The 17,922-nt window shown below is 55.9% G+C and carries 16 protein-coding genes and 1 tRNA gene; 7 read left to right on the forward strand and 10 right to left on the reverse strand.

What is annotated here, in order from left to right; translation table 11 throughout:
• Nucleotides 1–113: 113 nt before the first annotated feature.
• On the reverse strand, nt 114–506 hold the full coding sequence (gene rpoZ / locus AC07U5_RS10100; RefSeq protein WP_494722912.1) for a DNA-directed RNA polymerase subunit omega: 393 nt from the start codon (nt 504–506) through the stop codon (nt 114–116).
• 280 nt (nt 507–786) lie between these two features.
• Between rpoZ and AC07U5_RS10105 the strand changes: the two genes are divergently transcribed.
• Nucleotides 787–1,362 (forward strand): LabA-like NYN domain-containing protein, encoded by a 576-nt coding sequence (locus tag AC07U5_RS10105; protein ID WP_144620989.1) that lies wholly within the window; start codon nt 787–789, stop codon nt 1,360–1,362.
• 182 nt (nt 1,363–1,544) lie between these two features.
• On the forward strand, nt 1,545–3,035 hold the full coding sequence (locus AC07U5_RS10110) for a methyl-accepting chemotaxis protein (protein WP_494722913.1): 1,491 nt from the start codon (nt 1,545–1,547) through the stop codon (nt 3,033–3,035).
• An 80-nt stretch (nt 3,036–3,115) separates the two neighbouring features.
• Here the strand turns inward: AC07U5_RS10110 and AC07U5_RS10115 are convergent, their stop codons facing one another.
• The 5 genes from AC07U5_RS10115 to dapA all read right to left on the reverse strand — a co-directional run bounded on the left by AC07U5_RS10115 (nt 3,116) and on the right by dapA (nt 8,204).
• Nucleotides 3,116–3,811 carry an FkbM family methyltransferase gene (locus tag AC07U5_RS10115; protein ID WP_494722914.1) on the reverse strand — a complete coding sequence of 232 codons (696 nt, stop codon included), beginning with the start codon at nt 3,809–3,811 and terminating at the stop codon, nt 3,116–3,118.
• A 72-nt stretch (nt 3,812–3,883) separates the two neighbouring features.
• Nucleotides 3,884–5,818, reverse strand: coding sequence for a putative bifunctional diguanylate cyclase/phosphodiesterase (locus AC07U5_RS10120; RefSeq protein WP_494722915.1), 1,935 nt, complete (start codon nt 5,816–5,818; stop codon nt 3,884–3,886).
• A 9-nt stretch (nt 5,819–5,827) separates the two neighbouring features.
• Nucleotides 5,828–6,334 carry a putative pterin-binding protein gene (locus AC07U5_RS10125; protein WP_113226993.1) on the reverse strand — a complete coding sequence of 169 codons (507 nt, stop codon included), beginning with the start codon at nt 6,332–6,334 and terminating at the stop codon, nt 5,828–5,830.
• A gap of 367 nt (nt 6,335–6,701) precedes the next feature.
• Complete coding sequence (gene smpB, locus AC07U5_RS10130; RefSeq protein ID WP_062425680.1) at nt 6,702–7,181, reverse strand: SsrA-binding protein SmpB; 480 nt, start codon at nt 7,179–7,181, stop codon at nt 6,702–6,704.
• Between the two features lie 138 nt (nt 7,182–7,319).
• Nucleotides 7,320–8,204 (reverse strand): 4-hydroxy-tetrahydrodipicolinate synthase, encoded by an 885-nt coding sequence (gene dapA, locus AC07U5_RS10135; RefSeq protein ID WP_494722916.1) that lies wholly within the window; start codon nt 8,202–8,204, stop codon nt 7,320–7,322.
• Between the two features lie 504 nt (nt 8,205–8,708).
• On the opposite strand from dapA, the gene AC07U5_RS10140 reads away from it, so the two are divergent.
• On the forward strand, nt 8,709–10,784 hold the full coding sequence (locus AC07U5_RS10140; RefSeq protein ID WP_494722917.1) for a lytic transglycosylase domain-containing protein: 2,076 nt from the start codon (nt 8,709–8,711) through the stop codon (nt 10,782–10,784).
• 294 nt (nt 10,785–11,078) lie between these two features.
• On the opposite strand, the gene AC07U5_RS10145 is transcribed toward AC07U5_RS10140, so the two are convergent.
• From AC07U5_RS10145 to AC07U5_RS10155, 3 genes are all read right to left on the reverse strand, one after another.
• Entirely contained in the window at nt 11,079–12,140 is a 1,062-nt protein-coding gene (locus tag AC07U5_RS10145; RefSeq protein ID WP_494722918.1) for a porin, read from the reverse strand.
• 263 nt (nt 12,141–12,403) lie between these two features.
• Nucleotides 12,404–13,531, reverse strand: coding sequence for a porin (locus AC07U5_RS10150; protein WP_494722919.1), 1,128 nt, complete (start codon nt 13,529–13,531; stop codon nt 12,404–12,406).
• Nucleotides 13,532–13,820: 289 nt separating this feature from the next.
• Nucleotides 13,821–14,969 (reverse strand): porin, encoded by a 1,149-nt coding sequence (locus AC07U5_RS10155; protein ID WP_494722920.1) that lies wholly within the window; start codon nt 14,967–14,969, stop codon nt 13,821–13,823.
• A 599-nt stretch (nt 14,970–15,568) separates the two neighbouring features.
• On the opposite strand from AC07U5_RS10155, the gene AC07U5_RS10160 reads away from it, so the two are divergent.
• The 4 genes from AC07U5_RS10160 to AC07U5_RS10175 all read left to right on the forward strand — a co-directional run bounded on the left by AC07U5_RS10160 (nt 15,569) and on the right by AC07U5_RS10175 (nt 17,115).
• Nucleotides 15,569–15,659, forward strand: a tRNA-Ser gene (locus AC07U5_RS10160).
• Nucleotides 15,660–16,002: 343 nt separating this feature from the next.
• Nucleotides 16,003–16,404, forward strand: a complete 402-nt coding sequence (locus tag AC07U5_RS10165) for a hypothetical protein (RefSeq protein WP_494722921.1) — start codon at nt 16,003–16,005, stop codon at nt 16,402–16,404.
• Between the two features lie 113 nt (nt 16,405–16,517).
• Nucleotides 16,518–16,868 (forward strand): hypothetical protein, encoded by a 351-nt coding sequence (locus AC07U5_RS10170; protein ID WP_062425683.1) that lies wholly within the window; start codon nt 16,518–16,520, stop codon nt 16,866–16,868.
• A 70-nt stretch (nt 16,869–16,938) separates the two neighbouring features.
• Nucleotides 16,939–17,115 carry a hypothetical protein gene (locus AC07U5_RS10175; protein ID WP_494722922.1) on the forward strand — a complete coding sequence of 59 codons (177 nt, stop codon included), beginning with the start codon at nt 16,939–16,941 and terminating at the stop codon, nt 17,113–17,115.
• A 3-nt stretch (nt 17,116–17,118) separates the two neighbouring features.
• Here AC07U5_RS10175 and AC07U5_RS10180 read toward each other — a convergent pair whose 3' ends face one another.
• Complete coding sequence (locus AC07U5_RS10180) at nt 17,119–17,916, reverse strand: aldolase/citrate lyase family protein (RefSeq protein ID WP_494722923.1); 798 nt, start codon at nt 17,914–17,916, stop codon at nt 17,119–17,121.
• Between the last annotated feature and the right edge of the window lie 6 nt (nt 17,917–17,922).

The raw sequence follows: 17,922 nt of genomic DNA on the forward strand, positions 1-17,922 counted from the left end.
CTGACGGGGACGACCCCGTCGGACTGGCGCACGATGATACATAATCCAGGATCAGATTATGACGACAATCAACTCCTAAGCGCAACCGGAAAAACCCCGGTCTGACGCTAAGCTTAGTAGTCGTCGTTCTTTTCCGGCGGAACGAGGCCTTCGATACCGGCCAGAAGCTCTTCTTCCGACATCTGGTCGAAAGTGATGGTTTCCGGTGCGTCGTCGTCTTCGTTCTCGGTTGTCGAGTTGGCGGCAATCGTGACCGGATCGGGTTCGGGCTCATCCACTTCCACATGCTTCTGCAGCGAGTGAATCAGATCTTCCTTCAGGTCGTCGGGCGAAAGCGTTTCATCGGCAATCTCGCGCAGAGCAACGACCGGGTTCTTGTCGTTGTCGCGATCAACCGTGATCTGAGAGCCTTGCGAAATCTGGCGCGCGCGGTGGCTTGCCAGGAGAACGAGCTCGAAACGGTTGTCTACTTTGTCAATGCAATCTTCTACTGTGACACGGGCCATTGCCTGTCCTTTGCGGGTCGTGATGTCGCTGATTAATGGTCCCGATACAGACATTGTCCGAGAATTTCAAGTTTTTCCTCATTTCACGTGGTTTGTCTCTGAGGAGACGCAACCACCCGCCCTTTTATTAGTTAGTGCAAATTGTAGCGGCAGGTCTGGACTGCGGGCCGAACGAGCTTATATGAATGCTTAATAATGTATCGCAGACCGAGATATTAGCTGATATCCGATACTCTTATTATATTCGCGGCTGGGAGCCGCTTTGGAGGAAGCCCACTTTATGTTCGACCCACGTGAGAAAATTGCGCTCTTTATTGATGGGGCGAACCTCTACGCTGCATCGAAAAGCCTTGGTTTCGACATTGATTACCGCAAACTGCTGAAGGCCTTTCAGAAGCGCGGCTACCTGTTACGCGCCTATTATTACACCGCCCTCATCGAAGATCAGGAATATTCCTCCATTCGGCCGTTGATCGACTGGCTTGACTATAATGGCTACAAGGTAGTCACCAAGCCTGCCAAGGAATTTACCGACGCGATGGGCCGCCGCAAGATCAAGGGCAATATGGATATCGAGCTTGCCGTCGATGCCATGGAACAGTCCGAGACGGTGGACCATCTCGTTCTCTTTTCCGGCGATGGCGACTTCACGACACTGGTGGATGCGCTACAGCGCAAGGGCCGCAAGGTCTCCGTCATTTCAACCATGTCGACGCAGCCGCCTATGATTGCCGACGATCTGCGGCGGCAGGCCGACCATTTTATCGATCTTCTGTCTCTCAAGGCTGAGATTGGGCGTGACCCCAGCGAACGTGCGCCTCGCCCGCCGGTCGAGACCGCAGAAACTGTCGACTGAAGACTTACGCGTTGTTTTGCTTGTGACAGGCGCTCAGGATCAATCCTGGCGCCTGAACACAACCCCTACCAAAGGTTGATTTATTACTTTAGCAAATAATTAACCATGGTTGTGTTTTTCTGTCCTTATTGATTTTTTACGTGCAGTTGGGGAACGCGCACGAACAGTAGGGGCTGTTTTACATGACGGGGCTGCACAACAATTCTCAATTGACCGAGAGACTCGATTTTCTCGGTCTCGATGCGGAGCAAAGGCAAGATCTTGCCTCTGTGAAGACAACCATCACCGGTACGCTCAGCAGCTCGCTTGATGCCTTCTACAAGAAGGCGCGAGCCGTTCCAGATACAGCGAAGTTCTTTTCCAGCGAAGCTCATATCCAGCACGCCAAGAGCATGCAGGTTAGCCACTGGACGCGCATATCATCTGGCGTCTTCGACGCTGATTATACCAAGGCCGTAAGTGCCATCGGGCGCACCCACGCGCGATTGGGGCTTGAGCCGCGCTGGTATATCGGCGGCTACGCCCTTGTGCTGGAAGGCATCATCAAGGCCATCGTCGAATCCGAACTGAAGGGCTTCCTGGTGGAGAAAAAAGGCAAGAAGGTTGCCAAAGGTATCAGTGCAACGGTCAAAGCCGCGATGCTGGACATGGATTACTCGATTTCCGTCTATCTCGACGTGCTTGCCGACGAACGTGCGAAGATAGAAGCAGAGCAGAAGTGCATGAAGGAAGAGCAGGATCACGTTCTGGCGCTGCTCAACAGCGCGCTCGACCGGATGGCGCAGGGTGATCTTACCTCGCGCATCGATGGTGCCCTGCCCGCAGAATTCGCCGGTCTGAAGGAAAACTTCAACGCGGCGATCAGCCGTCTTTCTGAGGCCTTCGCCGAGATCGTCGAAGAATCTCACAAGATCGCCAACAATACGCGGGAATTGACATCGGCAACCGACGATATGGCGCGCCGCACCGAGCAGCAGGCTGCCTCGCTGGAAGAGACAGCCGCTGCCATCGACCAGATCACCACCATCTCCAAGCAATCGGCATCAAGGACGGAAGAGGCGCAGGCGATCGTCAAGAGTTCGGCGGACGAAGCCGCTCGCTCCCGTCATATCGTCAGCGAAGCCGTCGAGGCCATGAGCGCAATCGAGGGCTCATCGCAAAAGATCACGCAGATCATCAGCGTTATCGATGAAATCTCATTCCAGACGAACCTTCTCGCGTTGAATGCCGGCGTCGAGGCAGCTCGCGCTGGTGAGGCGGGCAAGGGCTTTGCGGTCGTCGCACAGGAAGTTCGCGAATTGGCCCAGCGCTCGGCTTCCGCCGCCAGGGAGATTCGCACACTGATCGACAAGTCGTCTCAGGACGTGGCTCAAGGCGTTTCCCTCGTCAACCGCACCGGTGAGGCGCTGAACTCCATTGGCGGCAAGGTCGACGATATTCACGAACACATCGGCGCGATTACTCAAGCGGTGCGCGAACAGGCCGTCGGAATCCAGGAAATCAACATGGCCATCAACAGCATGGACCAGCTGACCCAACAAAATGCGGCGATGGTGGAAGAGACCAATGCCTCTACGCACGGCTTGAGCGACATCAGCAGCAATCTGGCAGCGCTGATTTCGCGCTTCCAGGTCGAAAAATCGATGACCTATCAGCAGCATCGCGCGGCGTAACGCAGCAGGCCGTTAGAGCGCCGTGCGTCCTACTAGACCCACGGCGCTCCATCTTCTTTGAGCTAAGATCGGCCCGCCACTCAATCAACGTCCGGGTCATATTCGCGCGGTCCATCGTCCTTGGCGAAGAGGACGCAGGGGCCGCGAGATCCCCGAGGATCATAGGCAAATCCTTTTTCCGCCAGCGCCTGGGTGATATCGCGAACACCCGAAAGGCCATAGAGATGGTCGTGGAGCTCGACGAAAATCCGCTCCACGCCCTGAAGCTTGGCATCGCGCAACAGATCACGCTCCGCCCCTTCGATATCCATCACCAGCACGTTGATGTCATGACGCTGGATGAAGGAGTCGATGTTCTCCGAGCCGATTCCGATGCGGCTTTCATAGGGGCCTTGCTTCTCGTCCATGGATGACATCCACAGATCGCGTCGAACGTAGAAGATGTGCGTGTCTGGATCCCCTGCGGTCAAAAGTCCCTGAGAGAACCGCACATTTCTTGCGCCATTGGCTTCCAGAATTCGTTCGGCAAGACGTGCCGTCGATGGGTTTGCCTCAAAAGCAAACACCGACACGTCCGGAATGCGGGCAATGACAGAGGTAATGACACCAATGCCTGAGCCAAGCTCCAGCACGCGGTCTCCGGGTCTTACAGCCCGCGCCACGCTTCTGGCTTCCTTCGCTTCATAACTGCCATCCTTGAGAGCCTGCCAGATTACCGGTGAGACTTCGTCTGACGACAAACGTAACAGGACGCCGTGTATCTCAAACGCTTCCATATTGCGTCCTTTCATAGTCCTTTAGGGAGAGCTCAGCTTGTTGGAGTGGATTGGCAGGCCGCTTGAGAACTTTCAAGCATAGATGCCATAGGCCGTGAGTTCGCTTGCAGGAACAGGCTTGCCGATCAGATAGCCTTGGATTTGGTCGCAGCCGAGTTGGCGCATGTGGGCGAACTGTTCTTCCGTCTCAACACCTTCGGCAATCATCGTCATGCGCAACTTACGGCCGAGCCCCACAACGAATTCGACGATGGCCAGCGCGTCCTGACTGCTGGTGATATCAGACAGGAAGGACTGGTCGATCTTAAGCTTGTCAAATGGAACGCGGCGCAGATTTCCTAGCGATGAGTAACCCGTGCCAAAATCGTCCATTGCCATGCTAATGCCGACCGCCTTGAGGTTGTCGAGAATGGCAAGCGTCTGGTCGCTGTTGCCGAGAAGCACGGATTCGGTGATTTCCAGCTCGAGACGCGCGGGATCGAGATTGCTCTTTTCCAGGGCTTCGACGACGTTTTGAATGAGATTGCTGCTGTGAAGCTGGACAGGCGAAAGGTTGATGGCAATCTTGATATTCGGCTTCCAGAGTGCCGCCTCTTTGCAGGCCGTCTCCATGACCCATTTTCCAAGCGCGTTTATAAAGCCGGTTCTTTCCGCAACAGGAATGAATTCCGCCGGTGGCACGCGTCCGCGCACAGGATGCGTCCAGCGCAGGAGCGCTTCAAATCCGCAGACAGCGCGCGTCTCTGTCGATACTTGCGGCTGGTAGAACACATCCATTTCGTTGTTCTGGAGAGCCGCCTGCAGATCCGCTTCGAAAGATCGCTTTTCTGCCAGCTGGCTCTGCATGTAGGGTCTGTAAACGCTGAGGCTGCCAGCCCCCGCGCGTTTGGCCTCATAAAGCGCGAGATCCGCGTGCTTCAGCAACTCATCGGCATGGGATTGCCGGTGGGAGATCGCAATGCCGACACAGGTGCCGATCCTAATCTCCATGTCCCCGATATGGTATGGGCTGGCGATCCTTTCGACCAGGCAGCGAGCAAGATCGAGCGCTTGATCTTCGTCGAGATTGTCCGCCACAAGGGCAAACTCGTCGCCCCCCAGCCGACAGATCAGCTCGTGGTTTTTTCTGATCGGCAGTATGCGCGCAGCCACGGCCTGGAGGAGGCTATCGCCGACGTCGTGGCCGAGCGTGTCATTGATCTCCTTAAACCCATCGAGATCGAGGAGAAGCAGTGCAACCTTATCGATGCCGGATGGAGGGTCCAGCCGGCGCACGAGTTCACGCCGGAAAAGTGCTCGGTTGGGAAGATTTGTCAGTGCATCATGATAGGCATCATACTCAAGGCGAAGGTTGTTAGACTGCAACTCTAACGTTGCAGTCTGTAATTCTTCCGTCAAAAGTGTGAGCTTTGTCTGGGCGCGATCGAGCAGCTGGTTGTGCCGCAAGAGAAGAAAGATCAGCGCCATGCCGCAAAGGATTAAACCTCCGGCAAGTCCGGTATAAATAATGTGGAGCTTGCGGACCTCTGCGTGGGCGGCGTCGATGATCTCGACGTCATTGGCGACGGATTCCGCAGCAACCGACGTAAGCTGTGGAACGTGCCCGCTGATCAGCGGAAGCAGCGCCCTTGCCTCCGCGGGGCTCAAGTTTTCCAGTCTTTTATCGACGTCCCCAAGGAGCTTGTCGACTTCTCCGATGACCTTGCGCATGTCCGGCTTTGCATCGATGAAGGCGGCTAGGCTCCCTTCTCTCAGAGAGTTCATTCTGCCAAGCACGATATCGAGGCGAAGTCGCAGCTCGTCCTTGTCAATTCCCTCTATGCCAAGAGCATATTCAGCAAGCAGGCTTTCAAAACGGACATATTCCCCCACGGTCTGGCTGACAGCCCATGAGTCGTTATAGCGAGCAAATTTCTGGAGCGCATTCTGCCGCTCAGCTATCACATAAGCGATGTAGCCGGTGGCGAGTATGAAGCAGCAAACAACGACTGCCAGCGCCTTTCGCAAATGTCACCTTTATTCAACTATGAGTTTGGCCACTTGCCAAGCGGAGCGCGTGTAGTAGGTCTGCGACTGAAGTTCTTGCATGCTATCATAGGGATATATGATGAAGAGCGGTCCTTTATCCCTAACCTGCATATATTCCCCGTCTCGCTTCATGGCAAGAATGACATTGTACTGGGTGAAATCCTTAACAGGAATCGTGCTGACATAGTCGTTCAGCGCCACGGCCTTTACGGTTTCTCCCTTGGCGCCCACGAACTCCATGAGCTTCGCCATGGAAACACCTTCAAAACGAACACGCGTCTCGTACCATGGTGTCTGGGTTTCCACGGTAACCAACCCCATATTTTCCAGCGCGTCACGATCGAACTGGGCCGTGCCGTTGACGTTGGTGTTGGCGATATTGCCTGAGATGGTGAGGATCGGCTTTCCCTTGGGCGCCGGAAAGTCTTTGGCATACACGCCCGCAGAGGAAACACCGAACAACAGGAGGCAGAGAATGAAGCGAATGATAGTCATCGGAGCACGCCCTTCTAGCCGGGTTGAGACGGAGGCGAGACCGCTCCACAGCCCCCGTTTTTTAGGTTATTATAAATTAGAATGTATTGAACTATCTTCGCGCAGTTTCGATCCATAGAGACAAGGCGAAAGGTCGTATGGCTCATAATACGCGTCTTTACATTACTTAGACACCGGGAAAAGAATCATCCTATGCGAGAAGCCTTGAGGCACTCTCTCCTAGCGTTTCCTTTTCCAATGGTAACAATGAATTTGGTCAGCCGACTTTAAACTTTCGGCCATAGATAATGATCTATTAACAAATAGACGCCGAGCTGCGAGGCTGCGACTCGATAGGCGCGGCCTTAACGTTAGTCGCACGCTCTGCTCAACCGCCTGTTTTCAGCAGCCTGGATTTTTGCCGGTTCCAGTCTCGCTCCCTCTCGGTCTCGCGCTTGTCGTGGAGCTTTTTGCCCTTCGCCAAGGCCAGTTCGAGCTTCGCGCGCCCCTTGTCGTTGAAGTAGATCTTCAACGGCACCAACGTCATGCCATCACGGTTGATCCCGGCACGCAGACGATTGATCTCCCGCTTGTTGAGGAGCAACTTACGACGGCGGCGGGGCTCATGATTGAAGCGGTTCGCCTGGAGATACTCAGGCAGGTGCGAGTTGATCAGCCAGATCTCATCGCCTTCGTCAGACGCATAGGATTCGGCAATGTTGGCCTTGCCCTCGCGCAGCGACTTCACCTCGGTGCCGGTCAGCACCAGCCCCGCCTCATAGGTGTCGAGTATCTCGTAATTGAAGCGCGCCTTGCGGTTTTCCGCGACGACCTTGTTTACGATGCGCTGGCTGCCTTTGGGGGCCATATCCTGATCCACTTCTCTGCCCGCACATTGAGTAATGTGCGGCTTTCGGCGCTTATGTAATCAAAGCGGTGCCGAAAGTGAAGATGCGCGGCTTGCGCGCATCCGTCTTATCACATCCACACAGGCGCTTTGGCGTGCTTAGCCCACCAATCCTGCATGCTTGAGGGCTGCATCGATTGCCGCTTCTGTCGATGGCTCCAACGTGTCCATCAGTGGCGAGCGGACCTTGCGGCTCCCATTGCGCGTCCGGGAGATCGCGTATTTTGTGCCACAGACGCCGGGCTCCACGAAGATGGCCCTATGGAGCGGCATCAGACGATCCTGGTAGTCGAGTGCCAGCGCGTAGTCGCCGGCAGCCATCGCCGCCTGAAACTCGGCACAGAGGCGCGGCGCAACGTTGGCAGTGACCGAGATGCAACCGACGCCGCCGTGGGCGTTAAAACCGAGCGCCGTGCCATCTTCTCCCGACAACTGCACGAAGTCCTTGCCGCAATGAATGCGCTGCTCGGAAACGCGATCAAGCTTGCCGGTGGCATCCTTGACGCCAACGATATTCTTGTGCGCCTTGACGAGCGCGCCCATCGTCTCCGGCGTCATATCGATCACCGAGCGTGGCGGAATATTATAAATGATGATGGGGAGATCGACCGCTTCCGCGACAGCGGAGAAATGCGCGAAGAGCCCCTTCTGCGTCGGCTTGTTGTAATAGGGCGTGACGACCAGAAGCGCATCTGCGCCGACTTCCTGCGCGTGCAGTGCAAGCTCGATCGCCTCACTGGTATTATTGGAGCCAGCACCGGCAATGACAGGGACCCTCTTCGCCGCGACCTCGACGCACAACTCGACCACACGTTTATGCTCGTCATGCGACAGGGTCGGTGACTCTCCCGTGGTGCCGACGGGCACAAGGCCGCTGCTGCCTTCGGCAATCTGCCACTCCACATGGGCGGCGAAAGCCGTTTCGTCCACTGCGCCATCGGCGGTGAACGGCGTAATCAGGGCGGGAATAGATCCCTTGAACATGCAAAACTCCTTGCGGTAAGCCAGTCCATGCTTCAGCCGCATTCCGTGGTTAAAACGGTTGTCACATTAGTTGGGAGCCAGTCGCCCCACAAGCGTTTAACCGAGGCTTTCGTCCAGGAAACGCAAATAGTTTATTGGCTTGGACCGGCATCCAGCGTCATTACACAGATGATTGGTTTGAAGCGTTTGATGAGCGCAATGTTACCGAAATTTGATCGAATGCGAGGCGTTCGGTTAAGGTTTCGTTAAGGCTGCAAGCAGCTAATGGATGCAAGGGCGACATTCTATGGGGCCTCGCGCGCATGGGCGACGGGAAACGCGGATGGCGCTAAAGCATCGGCCCGAAAATCGGAATCGCTTTTCGGAAAAGCACGATGCGTCGTTTCGAAGAGTGAGAGCGTCCTTAGTGCATACAAAAGGACGCACGGCGCTCTAAGGCACAGTTTCGTGTCTTTTGAGATAGGGCTGCAATCGTGTTCGATATTGTCCGCTGGTGAGTAAGGGATGAAGAAAACAGCAGTTTTTGGTTTGATGGCAGCGGGCGTGGTTGCAACCGTTTGGGGTGCGTGGGCGGGACCGGCGTCAGAAGGTGTCGTTCCCCTGCCCTTCGCGCGTCCCAACGCCCCTGCCGTTCCGGCGTTCCTGCCCGCCTCGCCTGAGGTAACGGGCTCGATCATCCGGCCGGCAAACCCGATTGACGTGTCTCAACTGAAAGCGGGCCTCGACGCGCTATCCAACAGAAACGCCAGTGGGGCAATTGCTATTCGCAACAGCCTGCCAGCCACCAGCCTTGATCGCCACATCCTGACCTGGGCTATCGCCATATCCGGCCAGCGGGATGTTTCCTCGGCCGAAATTACGGCCGCTCAACGGGAGCTTGAAGGCTGGCCGGGCCTTTCTACGCTAAGAGCCAATTCTGAGCGCGCGATGCTGCGGGAAAATCCCTCCGCCGCGCAGGTGCTGACCGCATTTGCTTCGTCCAGACCCGAAACGCCGGAGGGTGCGATTGCGCTGGCTCAGGCGCTCACCTCATCCGGCAACGCTGCGCGAGCCCAGCAACTCATCCGCCAGCTGTGGGTGAGCGAAGGCATGGATACCGATCTGGAAGATCGGGTGATCGCCGAATTCGGTGGCGTCCTGTCGCCGGCCGATCATAAGGCCCGGATGGACTACCTCATGTATCGCAGCCGCGTGAGCCAGGCCAAACGGTTTGGCGATCTCGGCAAGGCGCAGTCGCTGTACAAAGCCTGGGCTGCCGTTCTTCAACGCGCCAACAATGCGCCAGCATTGTTGAATGCCGTCGAAGCCTCCTGGCGCAACGATCCTGTCTATCTCTTCGCCCAGATCGAAAACCTCCGTCATCAGCAAAAATACGAAGACGCTGCAAAACTTCTGGCGCGCGCACCGAAGGAGAGCGGCAAGCTTGTCAATCCTGGAGAGTGGTGGAACGAACGCCGGATCATCGCCCGGGGACTTGCGGATCTCGGTGATTTCCAGGGCGCTTATCGCGTGGCGGCCAACCATTCCGCAGCCTCGCCCGTCGATGTTGCAGATGCGGAGTTCCATGCTGGGTGGTACGCTCTACGCGCGATGCACGACCCGGCACTTGCCGCACGGCACTTCAACGCCCTTCTTACCGCGTCCAATCGACCTCTTTCCGCGTCCCGCGCCTATTACTGGCTTGGACGTGCTGCCGAGGCCGGCGGACCGGGCCAGGCGCGGGACTATTTCTCCAAGGCCGCATCTCATCCCGGTACTTTTTATGGCCAGCTTGCTGCCGCACGCATCGGCGTGACGACGCTCAACGTCACCTACCCCTCGCCAAGTGCTGCCGACCGCGATCGCTTTGCTGGCCGCGAAGCGGTGCGTGCCATCGAACGGCTGGAGGCGGCGGGCTATAGCTGGCGCGCCGACGGGATTTACCGCGCGCTGGCGGAGCAGATCGACAGCCCTGGTGAATTGGCAATCCTCGCGTCACGCGCCGAGCGTAACAACAATCACCAGGTCTCTTTACAGATCGGCAAGACGGCTTTCAGCCGCGGCATTGATGCCGCCGCCCTCGCCTACCCCATCGGCGTCATCCCGGTGAGCGCCAATATTTCCGGATCAGGCAAGGCCCTTGCCTATGCCATTGCCAGACAGGAAAGCGCCTTCAACCCGGCGGCCGTTTCGCCTGCCAATGCGCGCGGTCTTCTTCAACTTCTGCCGGGAACGGCTAAGGGTGTCGCCAGCCGCCATGGTATGGCCTATACGCAAGCGAAACTGACCACGGACGCCGGATATAACGCCACGCTCGGCGCTCACTATCTCGGTGAGCAGATCGATAGCTTCGGCGGCTCCTACATCCTCACCTTCATCGCCTATAATGCCGGGCCGAAGCGCGTGCCGGAATGGATCGCCCGTTACGGGGATCCGCGCGGAAAACCGATCGATGAGGTTGTGGATTGGATCGAACGTATCCCGTTCCCCGAGACGCGCAACTACGTTCAGCGTGTGATGGAAAACTATCAGGTCTATAAAACGAGGCTTGGCCAGCAAGCCGACATCGTCAACGATTTACGCAACGGCCGAGCAGGTTGACGGCGTAGGATTCCTGATCCGCTCATCATTCGACGATGACTCCGCCGCTTGCGTAGGGAATGAAGCGCGTTGCAATTGTAATTCATTACGCGCACACGAGCTTCGTATTCTGGCGCCTGTCAAATCGATGAAACTGTGACTCATTCAGCGCAATATGACGAAGAGGAGCGTGACGGCTTTCATATCCGCAAACACGCTGATCCGCGGCCCGGCCCTTGATGGCCAACTATTCAAGCCTTCCAAAACAAGAAGCCCGGCGCGAGGCCGGGCTTTGTCATAGCGTCATACGTAAAATTAGAAGTCGCGCTGAAGACGAACGAAGCCTGTCCAGAATTCCGGACGGTTTTCTTCGTCATAATAGTTTGCAGTCACCTTCGTAGTGAAACCGTCCACCACCTTGTAATCAACCGTCAGACCTGCGGTCCAGGCATCATTGTTGGACCAGCCGGTGTTGACGATGTCGAATGCCGCATCCTTCGTCGCCACGTTGCCAAGCCACTGCACGCCAGGCGTGATGGTCAGCTTGTCGGTGACCTTGTACGCGTATTCTGCAACAACCGCCCACTCTGAGAGCGCGTAATAGGCGTTGACGCCGGAAGCATAAACGCCAGCAAAGCTGAATGCGCCCGGGCCGACATCGAAAGCACCGATCAGGCGGACAGCGCCGTCCTCGCGATCGGTATCGTAGCCGCCGATGAGCGACAGGCTGCCACCACCAAATTTCCCAGCAAGGCTTCCAGCGATACCGACGTTATTGTCGCTGTTGGTGTCACCAACAAAAGTGATACCTTCCAGCTCATCAACCGAGATACCAGCCGTGAAGGCGCCGGCATCGTAGGAATAGCGGATGGAGTTGAACAGCGTGTTGGATGAGAGAAGATCCGTCTCGCCGGAGAGATCGTCATCCCACCAGCTGTAGAACTTACCGACCTTCAGGCCGCCGAGTTCGATGAAAGCCTGATCGACAAAGAGAGCGGAACCGGTGTCGGCTGTGTTAGTAACGGAGGCAGCAGCGGAGCCGCTGTCGGCGTTACCACGAAAGCCGATGAAGCCGCGCAGGGCGCCAAGTTCGGTATCCGAGCGAACGTCCATTTCGAACTGGGCGCGTGTGAAGCTATCCCAATCCGACGTGCCCGATTCGTTGCGACCAAAATCTGTTTCAAAGCGGATGTAACCGCCGAACTTCAGGCAGGTCTCTGTGCCTGGAATATAAAAGAAACCAGCGCCGAAGGCGTCGCAAACCCGTACATATTCCAGAGGCTCAGGCTCAGCAGCGACGATGGCGTCGGCGGCATGCGCGCTAGACACGGTTGCAAGTGCAGCGGCGGCACCAAACAAAAAGCTCTTGATGTGCATATCGATCTCCAAGCGAATCAGGAGAAGCAGCGGGCAAATTGCAAACATGCGTTGCTTCTTAAATTCGAGTAGACGCAAAGAAGCATCGCAGCGCAACACGCATTGAGTTAATTCGGGGACCTTATCATCTTCTTCTTTTCAGACTGTGGCGCTAGCACAACGAAATGTGATCATAAGTGAACTGCGTAATGATACCGCCACGGATGCAGCAAAAAACCCGGCTTGAGAGCCGGGTTCTTGTAACTGACTGACGTTAGATCAGATTAGAACGAACGCTGAAGGCGAACGAAACCGTTCCAAGAAGAAGAGCTGTCGTCCTCGTCGTAGTAGTTAACTGCGACCTTCGTGGAAAGACCTTCCGTAATTTTGTAATCAACGGTCAGGCCAGCCTGCCAAGCGTCACGGCTCGAGAAGTCGTTGGTAACAATTGCGAGGCCAGTTGGAACTACGCCTACGGCACCGCCGACGATACCTGCGCCGGTCGTGACAACAGTATCGGAAACATTACCGAAGTACTGACCACCTGGAGTGATTGTCAGCCTGTCGGTTGCCTTGATAGCGTATTCAGCAGCAACTGCCCATTCAGACTGGGCGTAGTAAGCGTTCGCGCCAGAAGCCCAAACTCCAGCCAGGCCAAGGGTGCCGGGTCCGAGGTCAGCCGTAGCGATAAGACGAACAGCGCCTTCTTCCTGGTCAACGTCGTAGGAGCCGATCAGCTGAAAAGCAGCGCCACCGAGCTTGCCACCGATACCACCGGTAACGCCGACATTGTTGTCAGCTTCCTGAGTAAGGCCTGCAGCAGTAACGGTACGGAACTGACCGTTTGTGCCTTGGAGTTCGTCAACCGAAACGCCAGCCCAGAAAGAGCCTGCATCGTAGGTGTAACGAATAGAGTTGAATAGGCTGTTCGTGGACAGAACATCGGATTCACCAGAGAGATCATCATCCCACCAGCTGTAGAACTTACCGACTTTCAGACCGCCGAGTTCGATGAACGCCTGGTCAACGAAGACAGACGAAGAAGCAGCAGAGCTACCGTCAGCGTTGCCACGGAAGCCGATGAAGCCGCGAAGAGCGCCGAGTTCGGTGTCTGTGCGCGTGTCAACTTCGAACTGGGCGCGTGTGAACGAGTTCCAGTCAGACGTACGGTTGTTGGTGTTGACGCCGAAGCCTGTGCCGCGGTCGATGTCGGTCTGGAAACGAACGTAACCGCCGAACTTCAGGCAGGTTTCGGTGCCTGGGATGTAGAAGAATCCAGCGCCGAAGGCATCGCAGACGCGTACATATTCCAGGGGCTCTGGCTCAGCAGCGACGATCGCGTCAGCAGCCTTTGCGCCAGATACTGCTGCAAGAGCTGCAGCGGAGCCAATGAGAAGGCTCTTGATGTTCATGTTGACCTCCAGTCAAAGTGTCGAAGGAGCGGGCGGGATAGCGTGAACTGCTGTGCTCCTGTGACGCTGATTAGAGCCAAGATGACGGATTCGCGCAATTGATAAGGCAACATTTCGTCACAGTTACGCCTGCCTTTCACCGAACCGTTGCCGTTTCGCTACATATTTCGCAACAAAGCGGAACCTGTTAAGAGACCCTTAATAGCCTGGCGACGTTCGCTCACGTCAGCAAAATAAAAAAACCCGGCTCGAAAGCCGGGTTCTTGTAACTGACATGCGTTAGTTCAGATTAGAACGCGCGCTGAAGGCGAACGAAACCGTTCCAAGAGGAGGAGCGATCGTCTTCGTCGTAGTAGTTAACTGCAACCTTGGTGGAAAGACCTTCTGTGATTTTGTAATCAACGGTCAGGCCAGCCTGCCAAGCGTCACGGCTCGAGAAGTCGTTGGTAACAATTGCGAGGCCAGTTGGAACTACGCCTACGGCACCGCCGACGATACCTGCGCCGCTCGTGACAACAGTGTCGGAAACATTACCGAAGTACTGGCCACCTGGGGTGATGGTCAGGCGGTCAGTTGCCTTGATAGCGTATTCAGCAGCCACTGCCCATTCAGACTGAGCGTAGTAAGCGTTTGCGCCGGAAGCCCAAACTCCAGCCAGGCCGAGTGTGCCAGGACCGATATCAGCCGTAGCGATAAGACGAACAGCGCCTTCTTCCAGGTCGGTGTCGTAGCCGCCGATCAACTGAAGGGTTGCGCCACCGAGCTTCGCGCCGATGCCAGCCGAAACGCCAACGTTGTTGTCAACTTCGTCCTGAGCAAGCGGGAAGAAACCACCAACGGCTGGACCAGTAACGCGACGGAACTGACCGTCGGTGCCCTGAAGTTCGTCAACCGAAACGCCAGCCCAGAAAGAGCCTGCGTCGTAGGTGTAACGGATAGAGTTGAACAAGGTGTTGGTCGCGAGAACGTCAGCTTCGCCAGAGAGACCATCGTCCCACCAGTTGTAGAACTTACCGACCTTCAGGCCGCCGAGTTCGATGAAGGCCTGGTCAACGAAGACAGACGAAGAAGAAGCAGAGCTGCCGTCAGCGTTGCCGCGGAAGCCGATGAAGCCACGCAGGGCACCGAGCTCGGTGTCGGTGCGGGTGTCAACTTCGAACTGAGCGCGCGTGAACGAGTTCCAGTCAGACGTACGGTTGTTCGTGTTTACGCCGAAGCCAGTGCCGCGATTGATGTCGGTCTGGAAACGAACGTAACCGCCGAACTTCAGGCAGGTTTCGGTGCCGGGGATGTAGAAGAAGCCAGTGCCGAAAGCGTCGCAAACGCGAACGTATTCCAGGGGCTCAGGCTCAGCAGCGACGATCGCGTCAGCGGCCTTTGCGCCAGATACTGCTGCAAGAGCTGCAGCGGAGCCGATGAGAAGGCTCTTGATGTTCATGTTGACCTCCAGTCAAGTTTCATAAGGGTCTGGGTTCTTAAGCTGAAGGACAGCATTCCCTGCCCCATTCCCGTTTTTCGAAAACGAGCGATCCACCGCCGCGCTTCCGTTGCTGAAAATACAAAAGCTTTCGCGGGGCGCAATCGGCAAAGAGATTTATGACCGCTATAACTAGATGCTTCAGATAACCATGTTGCTTAAACAACACATTTAGTGGCGCGGTACCGTCCAATGATTTAACAAATAGTTAATAAAAACAACGATAAAGCTTGAGTATTAGAGGCTTAACATGGACTGCGACCAACGTTGCCACTTCGGCCGAAGGCAGCGATGGCCAGCGCCTGAAGGGGAACTTGACGGCCTTTCTGATGGCCAGTGCGGTAACGCAATATCCCTATGTGCGAGTGAAAGTGCGTGAATCGCGATCTCTCTCAGCATGGAATCGTTTCGAGCGGCGACTCGATTCGTCGCGAACGTAGAGATTCGGAGTTACCCTTGGAGTTGTTAAGAGGGAAAACTGGCTTGTCGGCAGGTCTTTTTCCACACTCTCATTAAAAGCGCTTGCATTCGTTTTTCTTACGCAATAATCAGGCGGCACCGGAGAGGTGGCCGAGTGGTCGAAGGCGCTCCCCTGCTAAGGGAGTATACGTCAAAAGCGTATCGAGGGTTCGAATCCCTTCCTCTCCGCCATTCCCCAATTGTCCGGACCGAAGGCATAGGTCACAGTTTGCACCTACGTAGGTGACAATCTCTCGCCGAGCGGCTAGAGTGCATTTCAATAAGACACTCCGATACGCATCTCTCACAAGTATTCTGGCACACGCACCCTGTACCTGAATATCATCCACCCTTGTTGACCGGGCCCGATAGGGTCAGTTGGTTATGGAGCAGCAAAGGGAACACCGATGATTCCGGCTTCCTTCCTCCCATTAAAGAACATTAAAAAAAGCGGTACCGGGTTGCAGCATAAGTTAGATGCGCTAGGGCTTGTTTCGTGCATCTTCCATACGTAGGCGCGTAACCGGCAAACGTTATGACGATGACGTTGTTTCTCGCCTCGTTTGGCAGCGCTGCAGCGGAGCTTAAGCGCACTAAAATCGGTCCTGATCCGTACGGGCAGAAAGAGTCTTTGCTAGTGAATGGCTCAACTGGGGTCTTCAGCTACATCGCTGCGGACGGCAGCTTGCAAGTCGTCGAACTCAAATGCGCTTCGTTCCTCGGCGACGAGGCCACCGACAAAGGTGGTCTTCTCTGTAGTTATGTGTTCGAACGCAAAGAGGGCCTCACCACTGAGCATTACCTGATCCATTCAATATCGAATTTCACGACACTCACTCGATCAGGCTTGGTCGAAAATTCTGAGCGCAAGAGACAAAACGCAGACCAATACGCCAGCGTCACGCAATATATGGTGTCCTGCGAGGGAACGCCGTAGAATCAGATATCCCCCTCCGGCCCAAAGTAGCGACCATTTCACCTTCGTCCGCTATGGAACATTATCGAGTTTGGTAGCGTTATCGCCTCGGAAACAACATGAGGTGATTTCAGATGGCACAGACCAAATTGAACGTTGTTGATGATTCTCTCGAAAGCCAGATCTCGGAACTTCGCTCCCAGATCGCGTCTCTTTCCAAGTCGGTGTCGTCCCGTGCAGGCGCGATCTCCGAAGAGGCGTCTGACTTTGTGGATGAAGCAAAGGGTCGCGTACAGCGTGCAGCACACAGTGCGGCAGAAACCGTGAAGGCGCAAAGCCAAAATGTGGTGGAAGCGGTCAGGGAAAACCCCGCGACAGCAACATCCGTTCTGACAGTTGTTGGCGCGCTCGGCTTTGCTCTTGGCTATTTCGTGGCAAATGCCTCGACTCAGCACAAAAGCAGCAGCCTGTATCGCTGGCGCTAACAGCGTCTAGTTCAAGGGCAGGAAGGCAACGCCTTCCTGCCCTATTTTTATTTTGGAATGGAGGAGTGAAGTGCAATTCTCTCAGGAGATTGAAAACGCCTTGGCCGCCTTTGCGCGAGACAGCGGTGTGACTAAGGATGAAGCAATTGCTCGCATTCTCCGCGAAAGGCTGATTGCGGAAGGACATCTGGCGTCCGGCCAGGAAGGCATTCCGCCGGAAAAGCTGAACGCCACCAATGACGACTGACATTTAGTAGCCAGACGGCTTCGGCACCGCCGTGCCACCCTTGTAGCGAGATGCAAGTTGGCGGAGCACGTTCGAGAATTCGAAGACGTCGGCACCCACCGCAACAAATGACGCACCCAACTCGAGATAGCGCTTATTGTAGGTCTCGTTGAAGGTCAAAATCCCGGCAGCCTTGCCTGCCGCAACAATGTTGCGAATCGCTCCCTCAATGACGTTCTGGACCTCCGGCTCATCGATCTTGCCGAGATATCCCATATCAGCCGCCAAATCGGCCGGGCCGATGAAGACACCATCCACACCTTCGACCTGAAGAATGTTATCGAGATCAGCAATCGCGGCGCGCGTCTCCGCCTGAATCAGAAGGCAGACATTGTCCGAAGCCTTTTGATTGTAATCACTGACACTGCCAAACGCCGACGCCCGGGCAACAACCGCACCCATACCGCGAATGCCGCGCGGCGGATAATGCATGGCGGATACAAGAGCGCGGGCCTGATCAGCAGAATCCACCATCGGGACCAAAAGTGTGCGCGCACCGGCGTCGAGCATCTGCTTGATGATCCAGCTTTCACCCGTTGGCACGCGCACGACGGGTTCGGCCGGCGATGTCGAGAGGGCGCGCAACTGCTCTATAATGCTGCGCAGATCGTTAGGACCATGCTCGCCATCGATGACGAGCCAGTCAAAACCAGCCGTGCCGGCGATCTCAGCAGTAATCGCCTCGCCCATATCGAGCCAAAGCCCGATCTGTGGTTCACCCCGGTGGATAGCGTTCTTGAAGCGGTTCTCAAGGGTCGGCATGGCAGT

This window comes from Agrobacterium sp. GW821-FHT02D03 (assembly GCF_059421725.1).

Coding starts and splice junctions, on each gene's coding strand:
- AC07U5_RS10180 (WP_494722923.1), bottom strand. CDS start 17,916: ATGCCGACCCTTGAGAACCGCTTCAAGAACGCTATCCACCGGGGTGAA.
- AC07U5_RS10170 (WP_062425683.1), top strand. CDS start 16,518: ATGGCACAGACCAAATTGAACGTTGTTGATGATTCTCTCGAAAGCCAG.
- AC07U5_RS10155 (WP_494722920.1), bottom strand. CDS start 14,969: ATGAACATCAAGAGCCTTCTCATCGGCTCCGCTGCAGCTCTTGCAGCA.
- dapA (WP_494722916.1), bottom strand. CDS start 8,204: ATGTTCAAGGGATCTATTCCCGCCCTGATTACGCCGTTCACCGCCGAT.
- AC07U5_RS10165 (WP_494722921.1), top strand. CDS start 16,003: ATGACGATGACGTTGTTTCTCGCCTCGTTTGGCAGCGCTGCAGCGGAG.
- AC07U5_RS10125 (WP_113226993.1), bottom strand. CDS start 6,334: ATGACTATCATTCGCTTCATTCTCTGCCTCCTGTTGTTCGGTGTTTCC.
- AC07U5_RS10150 (WP_494722919.1), bottom strand. CDS start 13,531: ATGAACATCAAGAGCCTTCTCATTGGCTCCGCTGCAGCTCTTGCAGCA.
- smpB (WP_062425680.1), bottom strand. CDS start 7,181: ATGGCCCCCAAAGGCAGCCAGCGCATCGTAAACAAGGTCGTCGCGGAA.
- AC07U5_RS10115 (WP_494722914.1), bottom strand. CDS start 3,811: ATGGAAGCGTTTGAGATACACGGCGTCCTGTTACGTTTGTCGTCAGAC.
- AC07U5_RS10110 (WP_494722913.1), top strand. CDS start 1,545: ATGACGGGGCTGCACAACAATTCTCAATTGACCGAGAGACTCGATTTT.
- AC07U5_RS10140 (WP_494722917.1), top strand. CDS start 8,709: ATGAAGAAAACAGCAGTTTTTGGTTTGATGGCAGCGGGCGTGGTTGCA.
- rpoZ (WP_494722912.1), bottom strand. CDS start 506: ATGGCCCGTGTCACAGTAGAAGATTGCATTGACAAAGTAGACAACCGT.
- AC07U5_RS10145 (WP_494722918.1), bottom strand. CDS start 12,140: ATGCACATCAAGAGCTTTTTGTTTGGTGCCGCCGCTGCACTTGCAACC.
- AC07U5_RS10105 (WP_144620989.1), top strand. CDS start 787: ATGTTCGACCCACGTGAGAAAATTGCGCTCTTTATTGATGGGGCGAAC.